General features: G+C 71.4%; 6 protein-coding genes. 3 read left to right on the top strand and 3 right to left on the bottom strand.

Annotation, left to right across the window (positions count from 1 at the left end; all coding sequences use genetic code 11):
- Window positions 1-283: IS30 family transposase (locus AWX74_RS30855; RefSeq protein WP_114476433.1), on the top strand; the 283-nt coding region annotated here is incomplete at its 5' end.
- Between the two features lie 232 nt (window positions 284-515).
- On the opposite strand, the gene AWX74_RS30850 is transcribed toward AWX74_RS30855, so the two are convergent.
- The 3 genes from AWX74_RS30850 to AWX74_RS30840 all read right to left on the bottom strand — a co-directional run bounded on the left by AWX74_RS30850 (window position 516) and on the right by AWX74_RS30840 (window position 3,938).
- Entirely contained in the window at window positions 516-1,268 is a 753-nt protein-coding gene (locus AWX74_RS30850) for a GNAT family N-acetyltransferase (protein WP_207550453.1), read from the bottom strand.
- The gene (locus AWX74_RS30845; RefSeq protein WP_091283956.1) at window positions 1,265-2,710 is read right to left on the bottom strand and encodes an NtaA/DmoA family FMN-dependent monooxygenase; all 1,446 of its coding nucleotides are present in this window, start codon (window positions 2,708-2,710) and stop codon (window positions 1,265-1,267) included. The genes AWX74_RS30850 and AWX74_RS30845 overlap by 4 nt, the downstream gene beginning before the upstream one ends.
- 370 nt (window positions 2,711-3,080) lie before the next feature.
- Window positions 3,081-3,938, bottom strand: coding sequence for an NmrA/HSCARG family protein (locus AWX74_RS30840; protein WP_242666492.1), 858 nt, complete (start codon window positions 3,936-3,938; stop codon window positions 3,081-3,083).
- A gap of 485 nt (window positions 3,939-4,423) precedes the next feature.
- On the opposite strand from AWX74_RS30840, the gene AWX74_RS30835 reads away from it, so the two are divergent.
- Window positions 4,424-7,648 carry a CHAT domain-containing tetratricopeptide repeat protein gene (locus AWX74_RS30835; protein WP_165615856.1) on the top strand — a complete coding sequence of 1,075 codons (3,225 nt, stop codon included), beginning with the start codon at window positions 4,424-4,426 and terminating at the stop codon, window positions 7,646-7,648.
- Window positions 7,649-8,332: 684 nt separating this feature from the next.
- Entirely contained in the window at window positions 8,333-12,061 is a 3,729-nt protein-coding gene (locus tag AWX74_RS30830; RefSeq protein ID WP_226931304.1) for a CHAT domain-containing protein, read from the top strand.
- Window positions 12,062-12,066: the final 5 nt, after the last annotated feature.

Here is a 12,066-nt window from a genome sequence, read left to right as displayed (position 1 = left end):
GACCTGGGACCAGGGCGTCGAGATGATGCGGCATGCCCGGTTCACCGTCGCGACCGGGATCCCGGTCTACTTCTGCGATCCCCACAGCCCCTGGCAACGCGGTAGCAACGAGAACACCAACGGTCTGCTCCGCCAGTACTTCCCCAAGGGCACCGACCTGTCCGTCCATACCCCCGACGACCTCGCTCGCGTCGCCGCTCAGCTCAACGCCCGACCTCGACAGACCCTGGGTTGGAAGACACCATCACAGGTCTACGCAGAAGCCTGTGCGATGACCCCCTGAAGACAAGCGACCAAAATCCTCCTTTTTTGCGGGTTGCCAGGCAAAACTGCTCCCGCTTTGCCCCTCTTGGGGTGAATTATCGGCGCCATGTGGCGATGGCCGGAGACAAGGAAGCACCGCGACGCCGCGCCAGCACCACCCCGGCCAGCTTTCGATCACCTCCGGGTGGCCCGGCCACAGCCGACGCGGGCCGTTGGTCACCGAGACGACCTGATCGTTGACAGCAGGCCCGTCAGGCGACATCCGGGACGCGCACGATGGTGAAGGTGAGCGTGCGCCGCGCGCGGAAACCCAGCGCCTCGTAGAGCCGCAGCGCGGTGTCGTTGCCGGCCGTGACGTGCAGGAAGGGAAGCTCGCCGCGGGCGGCGATGCCGGCGGTGAGGGCCAGCACGAGCCGGGTGGCCAGGCCCTGCCCCCGATACGCGGCGTCGGTGCACACGCCGCTGATCTCGGTCCATCCGGGCGGATGGACCCGCTCGCCGGCCATCGCGACGAGCCGGTTCCCGCGCCGGATCCCGAGGAACGTCCCGAGCTCGATCGTGCGGGGCAGGAACGGCCCGGGATTCGTGCGGGCGGTCAGTGCGAGCATCTCCGGCACGTCGGCGGCGGTGAGGCGGACGATTCCGGAGCCACCCGGGGAGCCGGCGACCCCTTCGCCCGTCATCTGCACCCCGGTGCCACGCAGGACGACCTCCCAGCCGGCGGGTGGCGGGGTCTCGACCGCGGCGAGCGGCACGACCACTCCCGGGCCGGCGAGCGTGCCCAGATCGGCCCAGTCGGCGGCGGCGGGCCGTTCGGGCATGGCCGCGAACGGCGACATCTGCGGCGGGTAGCGCCGGACGTCGCCGCACCGCTCGGCGAAGGGGGCGTGCGGGCCGCACAGCGACGAGCGCACCGGGTTGTCGAGCACGTGGTGCCCGCCGGGGCCGGCGGACCCGGCGGGCCGGGTCCGCCCCAGGTCCGCCTCCGCCGCGGCCTCGGTCACCGCCGGGCCGGCTCCGGGCCGGCCGCCCCCGGAATCGCCGCCGCTGGGATCGCCGCCGCTGGGATCGGGGGCTCCGGGCCGACTGCCTCCGGGATAGCCGGCCCCGGGATCGCGGGCAGGCCGAGGTTGGCGCGCAGCGTGGTCCCCTCGTACTCCGTGCGCAGCGACCCCCGTTCCTGCAGCAGTGGGACGACCTTGTCGACGAACTCGTCGAGCCCGGTGGGCGTCAGGTGCGACCCGAGGATGAAGCCGTCCGAACCGTCGTTCTGGACGAACTCGTCGAGCCGGTCGGCGACCTGGGTCGGCGTTCCGACGAACTCGGCGCGGGCGAACAGGTGGATCGCCAGCTCGCGCAGCGAGTACCCGTTCGCCTCCGCGAGCTCGCGCCACGCCTTCACCGTCGCGTGCGCGTCGCCGTGCCGCCTGGTCCTGCCCTCGATGGCCGGTGGCCCGTCGGTGTCCGGCTCGACGTCGGGCAGCGGGCCGTCCGGGTCGTAGCCGGACAGGTCACGGTTCCAGACCGTCTCCAGCAGGATCTGCGCCGTCCGGCCGGAGACCTGCGCGCGGGCGATCTCCCGGGCCCGCTCGCGGGCGTCCGACGCGGTGTCACCGAGGACGAACAGCGCGGCGGGCAGCAGCCGCACCGAGCCCGGTGGACGTCCGGCGGCGGCGACCCGGGCGGTGATGTCCCGGTAGAACTCCTGCGCCTCGGGGAGGCTGTGGTATGGAGAGAAGATCGCGTCAGCGCCGGCGGCGGCGAAGTCCCGGCCCTGCGGGGAGACCCCGGCCTGCAGGATCACCGGGCGGCCCTGCGGGGAGCGGGGCACGGTGAAGCGTCCGGCGATGTCGAACTGGCGGCCGTGCCGCGCGAACCGGCCCACCTGTCCGTCCCGCAGGAAACGCCCGCGGTCGCGGTCGGCGGCGACGGCGTCGGCCGGCCAGCTGTCCCACAGGGCCCGCGCGGCGTCGAGGAACTCCTCCGCGCGGACATAGCGGTCCTCGGCCTGCAGGAAACCTCCGCGCCGGAAGTTGCGGCCGGTGAACGTGTCGAGGGACGTCACCACGTTCCAGCCGACCCGGCCGTCGGAGAGGTGGTCCAGGGAGGCGAGCTGGCGGGCCAGCTCGTAGGGCTCGTTGAAGGTGGCGCTGACGGTGCCGACCAGCCCGAGGTGCTCGGTGACGGCGGCCAGCGCGGCGAGCACCGGCAGCGTGTCGGGGCGGCCGACCACGTCGGTGTCCAGGAACGCCCCGAACCGTTCCCGCAGGGCCAGGCCCTCCGCCAGGAAGAAGAAGTCGAACTTCCCGCGTTCGGCGGTCTGCGCCAGGTGCTGGAAGGAGGAGAACGCGATCTGGCTGCCCGCGGCCGGGTCCGACCACACCGTGTGGTGGTTCACGCCCGCCAGGTAGGCACCGAGGATGATCTGCTTGCGCGGCTTGCTCACGAGGGCGGCCCTTCGGAGTCAGACGGCGGCGATGTCGGCGTCGGCGCAGCGGTTGGCGGGGCGGGGTGCAGGGTGCCACCCCGCCCCGTCGAGCGCGACGGCGAGATGGAGCGGAGTGGAATCGGGCATGGGTCCCGTCCCTTCCCGGCCGACATGTCGAAATGCGGCCCAGGAAAGCACTCTGCGTAAACACACCTTGTCGAGTCAAGAAGTAGGAAAGTGATCCAGAACACGCCCTGATGGACGTTGACCGGCCGAGCAGGTGGTGCGGGCCCGGACCCGCGGCTACTCGAGCAGGGCGCTCAACCGAACCGGGCGACCAGCCGAACCGAGCGGTCGGTCGAACCGAGCGGTCAGTCGAACCGAGCGGTCAGTCGAACAGGGCGGCCACCAGCGCGGCGCCTCGACGCTCCAGCCAGGTCTCGAACGTCATCAGCTCCGGGTGCAGCGCCCGAGCGGTCGCGATGTCGGCACCGTAGCCGCCACGGTCGTTGACGAAGGCCACCGCGTCGGCGAAGTCCTCGTTCGCCGCGCGGACCACGTCGACGGGCAGCTGCACGTGACCGATGTCGCGGCCGGTGGCCCGACTCAGTGCCCGCGCCGTCTCGGCGGGGCGCAGCTCATCGCCGGCGATCGCGAGGGTCCGCTCCGCGAACCGGGCGGGATCGGCGAAGGCGAGCGCGACGAACGCGCCGATGTCGTCGAGGGCGATGAGCTGCTCGGCGACGTCCGGCGCGAACGGGCTCGCAAGCGTGCCGGTCTGCACGCCGAACGCCGGCGAGGCGTAGTTCTCCATGAACGACACCGGCCGCAGGATCGTCACCGGCAGCCCGCTGCCGCGCAGGTACTCCTCGATCTCCCACTTGCTCGCCAGCGCCCGCGGAGCCGCCGGCCCCACGCCCGCCGCCGAGGCGTGGACCACGTGACGGACACCGGCCCGCGCCGCCGCGTCGGCCACGTTGCGACCCCAGGCGACCTCTTCCGCGAACGGCACGGGCGGATAGCCGAGCGCCCCCCGCTGGACACTGAACACCCCGTGGACGCCCTTCGCCGCCACGTCCAGAGACTGCGGGTCGGCGAGATCGCCGATCACGATCTCCGCACCCCGGTCGGCGAGCCGGCGGGCCGCCGCTCCCGTTGGGTCGCGCGTCAGCGCCCGCACCGCCCAGCCGTCGGCGAGCAGCCGCGCCGCGACCGCACCACCCTGGTTACCCGTCGCTCCTGTCACCAGAACGACATCCCTGCCACCACCGACCATGACGACACTGCCTCTCTCTGCTGCCGGATGGGACCAGAGAGCGGACCATCCGACCTCATCAGCACACGAATAATCACCGAACGTGATTGCCGTGCACACTACGAGAGTGGCTCCCCGAGCCTGGCGGCGATCTCCACGTGTCGCATAAGGCCGACGCAGATCACACCTGGACTCCCCGTGGCATCCCGGGCAGACCACCGCCACCGCCACCGCCGATCAACGACCAGAACGCTCGCAACGCGAGCGTGCCGGCTCCCTGCCGGCCGATGCCTGGGGAGAGCCCGAGGATTGTGGCCGCGCGGGAGCGTGTAGCAGCATCCCGAGCTTCGGGCCGCCGCAGCTGCCGGGCAAGATCTGAGGACCGCGGTCGCCCAGGACGACGAAGATCCTCAGATCTGCGGGCTCCGGATCAGGCTCGGATCGGTGTATGTCTGTTCCGCAGGAACGATCGGACGATGGGGCATCAGATGGAGCCACCGGACAACGCCACGGCGGGGAGCGGGCGGCCTCCCGCACCGCTCCCAGACGGCGACACGCCAGGCCCACGCGGCCACGAGCGGCAGGCATCCGACGAACCGGGGCGACTGTCGGATCTCGGCCTCACTCTCGCACTCAGATTCGAGCACACCGACGCGATCGCGGACCTCGACGCTGCGGTCGCGGCCGGCCAGAAAGCCGTCGACGCCGCCCCGCCCGGCCACCCCCATCGCGCCCGATATCTGTCCAACCTCGGCAACACGCTGCGAACCCGCTACGAGCGCACCGGCACGCTCGCGGACCTGTCCGCCGCGATCGACGCCGGCCAGGCCGCCGTCACCGCCACCTCGCCCAACGACCCCGCCTGGGCCGGGCGTCTGTCGAACCTCATCCTCGCCCTGACCTACAGATTCGAGCGCACCCAGTCGATCGCGGACATCAACGACGCGATCGATGCCGGCCAGGCAGTCGTCGACGCCGCCGCGCCTGACGACCCCTACCGCGCCCGGTACCTGTCCAACCTCGGCAACTCCCTGCGAGCCCGCTACGAGCGCACCGGCACGCTCGCGGACCTGTCCGCCGCGATCGACGCCGGCCGCGCCGCGGTCGCCTCCACCGCACCCGACGACCCCGACCTGGCGGGTCTACAGTCCAATCTCGGTATCGCGCTGCGTGGCCGGTACGAGCGCACCGGCGGGACGACCGACCTCGACGACGCGGTCCACGCCGGCCAGGCGGCCGTCGACGCCACCCCATCAGGCCACCGAGACCGTCCGATGTATCTGGCCAACCTCGGCGCCGCGCTGCGCGCCCAGTTCCGGCGGCGAGGCCGAACGGCCGACCTCGACGCGGCGATCGACACCGGACGAGCCGCGGTCGCCGCCACTCCCCGGGACCACCCCGACCGGGCCGGGTACGAGACCAACCTTGGCATGGCTCTGCGCTCACGGTTTGAACGGACCGGAACATCCGCCGACCTCGACGCCGCGATCGAGGCCGCCCACGCCGCGGTCGCGGCCACCGTCGACGATCACGCGCAGTACGCCAGGTACTCGTCGACCCTGGGCAACGCGCTGACGGTCCGATTTGGGCGGACGGCGGTGGCCTCCGACCTCGACGCCGCCATCGTCGCCTGCCAGGCCGCGGTGAATGCGACCCCCGGCGATCACCCCGACCGGGCCGTCTACCTCTCCGGCCTTGGCCTCGCGCTGCGGACCCGGTACGGGTTCGCCGGCCGCATCGACGATCTTGACGCCGCGATCGAGGCCAGCCGAGCCGCCATGGACGCCACCCCCGACGATCATCCGGATCTCGCTGGCCTTCGCTCCAACCTGTGTGCCGACCTGCGCGCAAGGTTCGAGCGCACCGGCAGCGTGGCCGATCTGGAAGCCGCGATCGAGGCCGGGCGGGCCGCCGTCGACTGCGCCGAGCAGGACCATCCAGATCGCGCCGCGTACCTGATGAACACCAGTGTCGTGCTGGCCGCCCGCTTCAGACTTACGGGTGATCCGACGGACCTGGACGCCGCGCTCGACGCGGCGCGGACGGGCACGCGCCTACTGACGGCCTCGCCTCGAATACGCGCGCGGGCCGCGCGCGCGTGGGGGCGGATCGCCGGCGACGGGCAGCGGTGGGACGAGGCGGTCGAGGGATTCGCGGCCGCCGCCGACCTGCTGGGACGGCTGGCCCCGCGCAGCCTTGCCCGCGGCGACCAGGAGCACCTGCTCACCGAGTTGGGCGGCCTGGGCGCGGACGCTGCTGCGGCGTGCGTCCGCGCCGGCCAAGTCGACCGGGCGCTGGAGTTGTTCGAGCAGGGGCGGGGCGTGCTGCTCGGACAGGCGCTGGACACTCGCACCGACCTGACCGCGCTCGCCGGCGTACGCTCGGAACTGGCGAAACGGTTCACCGCGCTGCGGGCAGACCTCGACCGGGTCGACACGCACTTGGCCCTGACGTCGGACGAGTTCACGCGGAACCACACCGCTCCGGATCCCGAGCGCCAGACCGTGGTGCGAAGAGAGGCGGCCGCGGCGTTCGAGCAGACGATCGACGAGATCCGGGATGTGCCGGGTTTCGAGCGATTCCTTCGTCCGCCCGCCGCCGCCGAGCTGAGAGCGATGGCAGCCGAGGGCCCGATCATTGTCGTCAACGTCTCCCGCTTCGGCTCACATGCCTTGCTCGTACGGCCTGACGGCGTGACCGTCCTACAGCTGCCTGACCTGACCCCGCAGGCGGTCGCCGCACATGTCGACGCACTTCTCGACGTGGTGGCGCAGGTGCCCTCGACGACGGCCGAGCAGCGGCTGACCGGGATACTGGGGTGGTTGTGGGACACGGTCGCCGGGCCGGTGCTGGCGCAGTTGGGGATCACCGACTCTCCCGGGGAACATGCGTCTTGGCCCCGGTTGTGGTGGTGTCCCAGCGGGCTCCTGTCGTTGCTGCCATTACACGCCGCGGCCCGAGCCGGCTCCAGCGGCAATCCTCCGGCAGGAGTCCTGGACCGAGCCGTCTGCTCCTACACCTCGACCGTTCGCGCGTTGGCGCATGCGCGCCGGCCTCCTGCCGGTGCCGGCACGGACGGCGCGGGACCGAGCCGCTCACCGTTGCGTGTCGTGGCGTTGGCAATGCCCGTCACCGAAGGCGAGTCAGACCTGACCGGTGCCGGTAAGGAGGTGGCCGGGCTGCAACAGCGGCTTCCCGGCCATGTCGAAGTACTGACGGGTACAGAGGCAACCTACCAAAGGGTCGTTGCCGCGCTCCCGGGCGCTCGATGGGCCCATTTCGCGTGCCACACCGCCGCCGATCTCACCAATCCGTCGGCCAGCGCGCTGTTGCTGCACGACCACCGGGAAAGGCCACTGACCGTCCTGGACATCGCACGGCTGCGCCTGGACGATGTCGAGCTGGCTGTGCTTTCGGCCTGTTCCACAGCCCGTCCCGGGACCCGGCTGACCGACGAGGCCATCCATCTGGCCTCGGCGTTCCAGCTCGCCGGCTACCGGCATGTGGTCGCGGCCCTATGGCCCGTCCCAGACCGGCCCACCCAGAGGGCCGTCACCGCGATCTACGATCGCGTCATCGCGAACGGTGAATGCCGCGCCGGCGCGGCGCCGGCGGCAGTACATGCAGCGGCCCTGGCGCTGCGCGGACGATATCCGGAATATCCCTCGATCTGGTCCGCATTCGTGCACGTCGGTGGCTGAGAACAACCGTGGCGGCGCGGTGGCCTTTCCCGCCGAGACCAACGACTCTCCCGAGAAGGTGCCACCTGTGAGAAGGCTCGTCTGCGCCAGTCGCGAACCTTTCTCCGGCGATTCGGCCTTCCGCGACCTGGGCTGACTTCGTCCAGCGTCTGCCCACTATGTCCACCGTGCGCGACGCGCGGGTCCGCTTCGGCCCCCCGTGGCAGAAGCGGACCCGCGCCCCGGGCGGACGATCGACTCGCACCCGGCACCAGTCACGTACGCCTCGTCGGCGTCGTGCCTGTTTGCTCCGCACAGCGTCGGACGGGGCATCGATGCCACGGAACCACGCCCGGCTGGCGGGCAACGGCCTTCCTGGAGAACTCTGGAATATCCTGAACACGGCAGTAGCAGCGGCGGGCGACGGCAACGTTGGCATCGGGAGCGTGAGTGGTCGACGACATCACCCCGCTCGCCGAACCCGCAGCCACCGCCGTTGCCGTTACCGAACAACAGCTAGCGGCCAAGCAAAGCCCAGTCGCGCTTTATACAGAGCAATGGCTGGTGCGAGGTTACCGCCGGCCGAGGTGTTCGACCGTTTGATTGCCGCACTCGGCATAACCGGCCGCGAGGCAGGCCGGCGGCAGCATTCAGGACACGGTCGAGGGCTCGCGGCGCGTGGGTCGAGGGTTTCGGGGGCATCGGATGGCAACCATTCCAGCCGCGCGATGGGCGTCCTGGATACGGGCGCGGTCGGGACAGTGGCTACGGCGGCGGCTCGCCCGACGCGCGTCGCCGCCACGCCATCTGCGGCCAGCTGACCTGCAGGCCGCCCTGGACCAGGCGGCCGAGTTACTCTCGGCGGCGCTGCACACCGCCGACACCGCCACGCTGGACGCGGCGATCGACGCGTTCCGGCAGTTGGCCACAGTGATTACCGAGGGCTACCCGGGCCGGGACGTGGTGCTGTACAACCTAGGCGGCGCGTTGGGTACCCGGTTCCGGCGCGGCGGAGACCTCGCCGACCTCGCCAAGGCGATCGTGATGATCAAAGGGGCCGTCGTCGAGGCCGGCGACGACCACGCCGCCCGGCACCGCTACCTCACCGGGCTCGGGGTCGCACTGCGGGACCGGTTCGAGCAGACCGGGGACCTGGCCGACTGGGACGAGGCGGTCGAGGCTGATCGATGGGCGGTCGCGTCCCTGCCGGCGGACCACCCCGACCGTCCGGGCCGTCTTTCCAGTCTGTGTGGAGCGCTGCAGGTGTGGTCGGCGGCCCGCGGCGACGTCGCCGGATTGGACGAGGCCGTGGTCGCGGGCCGCGCCTCGGTCGACCTGCGTCCCGACGACCCCGGCGCACTGTCCAATCTCTGCGGAGCGTTGCAGTACCGATTCGAGCTCACCGGGAACCGGGCGGACCTGGACGCCGCGATCATCGCAGGCCGGTCGGCCGTCGCGCATGCACCGGCCGATGCCACTGATCGTGGGACGTACCTTGCCAATCTTGGGAACAGTCTGCGCAACCGCTTCGAGGTGGCCGGGGATCTGGCCGACCTGGAAGCAGCTGTGCGCGCTGGCCGGGCATCAGCGGCGGCCCTTCCAGCCAGTCACGAGGACCACGGCGCGTGCTTGTCCAACCTCGGCCTCGCCGTGCTGGCCCGGTTCGACCACGCTGGAGAGCGCTCGGATCTCGACGAAGCGGTCGAGATCTGCCGAGCCGCGGTCGACGTGGTCGCCCCAGACTTTCCCGGCCGTGGGCACTACCTGTTCAATCTCGCCACCACACTGCAGACCCGGTTCGAGCTCGTCGGCGACATGGCAGACGTCGACGAGGCCGTCCGCGCCCTGCGGATGGCGACCGCAGGTGCCTCGGCCAGCACTGATCTCGGCTCGCGTGCCCGCTACCTTTCAAACCTTGGTGCCGCGCTGGAGGCCCGATGTGCGCGAGCCGGGGGGCTGGCTGACCTGAACGAAGCGGCCGATGCCGGCCGGCGGGCCCTCGATCTACTGGCCACGGCAACGGTGGACCATCCCGACCGGGCCATGCATCTGTCCAACCTCGGTCTTACGCTCGAACGTCGGTTCGATCGGACTGGCGACCTCGCCGACCTCGACGAGGCGGTCACCGTCGGCCGAGCGGCGGTCGCCGCAGCCGGGGACGGCCACCACCGAGCCGGGACGTCGGGCAACCTGTGCGGGACGTTGCACGCGCGCTTCGCCCGTCTCGGGGTTCTCGCCGACCTGGACGAGGCGATCATCGCCGGTCGAGTCGCGGTCGCCGTCGTCCCGGACGGTTATGCCAGGCACACCAGACAGGCCCGGTACCTGTCCAACCTCGGCACCGCGTTGGAGAGTCGGACTGAACGCACCGGAGACCTCGCCAACCTGGACGAGGCGTTGACGGTCCTCCGGGCCGCCGCCTCCTCTACCCCGGCCGGACATCCCGACCGAGCCAAGTACCTGTCCAATCTTGGGCTGGCACTACAGGTCAGCTGCGAACGGACCGGCAGCCTGGCTGATCTGGACGAGGCGGTCGACGTCGCGCGAGGCGCTGTGGCCGCCGTCATCGACGTAGCCGCGGACCATCCGGACCGGGCGATGTACCTGTCCAACCTGGGCCTGGCGTTGCAGATCAGGTTTGACCTGGTCAAGCGGCCCGCCGACCTCGACGAGGCGATTGCTGCCAGCCGGGACGCCGTCGCCGCCGTCCCCGACGGACATCCGGACCAGGCGATGTACCTGTCCAACCTGGGCCTCGCCTCGCAGGTGCGCTACGAACACTGCGGGAACACGGCCGACCTGACGACAGCCGAGCGTGCCGGCCGCCAGGCCGCTGCGGTCGCGGTCGCGTCGCCGCGGACTCGTACCGAGGCGGCCCGGGGCTGGGGCAGGGCGAGCGCGCTCGGCGAACGCTGGGGGGCGGCGGTGGCCGGGTACACCGTCGCGTCCGAGCTGCTCGGACAAGTGGCCCCGCGCAGGCTTGCCCGCAGTGACCAGGAACATCTCCTCGACACGTTGGGTGAGTTGGGGTCGGAGGCAGCGGCGTGCTGCGTTCACGCCGGCCAGCTCCAGCGGGCGGTCGAGCTGTTCGAGCAAGGCCGCGGGGTGCTGCTCGGTCAGGCCCTGGACACTCGCACCGACCTGACCGCGTTGGCCGAGCAGCATCCGGGGCTGGCCGAACGGTTCGCCGCGCTGCGGGAAGACCTCGACTTCGCCGACAGGACACGACGCCCGCAGCTCGCGGACACCTTCGAACAGCTGATCACGCAGGTTCGTGCGTTGCCGGGCTTCGATCGCTTCCTGCGACCCCCGCAGCTGCGCGAGCTGGCCGAAGCGGCCGCTGACGGCATGGTCGTGATCGTGGTCGTGTCCCGGTTCGGGTCGCAGGCGCTGATCATCGATGCAGCCGGCGCGGTCGAAGCGGTGTCGCTCGGCGAGCTGACACCGGAGGCCGTCGAGCAGCGGGTGAACGAATTCCTGGCCGTGCTGGACGACGAGATACCGCTCGGCGACGACTGGCCGTCGGCGGAGGCTCAAGTGAACGCGATGTTGGCCTGGTTGTGGGACGTCCTCGCCGAGCCGGTACTGGAGCGGATCGGCGCGACGGGCCGGCCAGCTGACGGAACCCCCTGGCCACGGCTGTGGTGGTGTCCGTCTGGGCTGTTGTCCTTCCTGCCGCTGCACGCGGCGGGCCGTCATGAGACTCGGGACGAACCCGTGCCGGCAACCGTGATGGACCGGGTGTACTCGTCCTACACACCGACCGTCCGTGCGTTGACGCACTCTCGCCGTCGCCGTCCGGTGAGGGACCTCGGCGAAGGGTCGGCACGGTCGGAGTCAATGCTTGCGGTGTCGATGCCGTTCACGCCGGGTGCCGCCGACCTCCGCAGCGCGCGGGCCGAGACCGACCGCCTGGCGAACCAGCTGTCGGACCGGGTTCAGGTGTTGACCGGTCCGGCCGCGACCCGCCAGGCCGTGCTGGCGGCGCTGCCGGCGGCGCGGTGGGTGCATTTCGCCTGTCACGGCTACAGCGACGCGACTGATCCCTCGGCGAGCCGCCTGCTGCTGCACGACCACGAGACCGAGCCGCTGCGCGTGGTCGATCTGGCCCGGCTTCGGCTGGACGACGCCGAGTTGGCGGTGTTGTCGGCATGTTCCACGGCGCGGCCAGGCCAGCGTCTGACCGACGAAGCCATCCACCTGGCCGCCGCATGTCAGCTCGCCGGCTACCGACACGTGGTGGCGACCCTCTGGCCCGTCCCCGACCGACCGGCTCGGCGCGCGGTCGCGGCCTTCTACGACCGTGTCTTCCCCGACGGCGGTTATTCGACGGACCGCGTGCAACCGGCACTGCACGCCACGACCGTGGCGTTGCGCGCCCGCTACCCGGCCTACCCGTCGGTCTGGGCCGCCTTCGTGCACGTCGGCGGCTGACCGGC

The organism is Parafrankia irregularis (assembly GCF_001536285.1).
GTDB classification, from domain to species: Bacteria; Actinomycetota; Actinomycetes; order Frankiales; family Frankiaceae; genus Parafrankia; species Parafrankia irregularis.
Note: the sequence above shows the minus strand (reverse complement) of the source record. Positions and strands in the feature narration are given on the sequence as shown.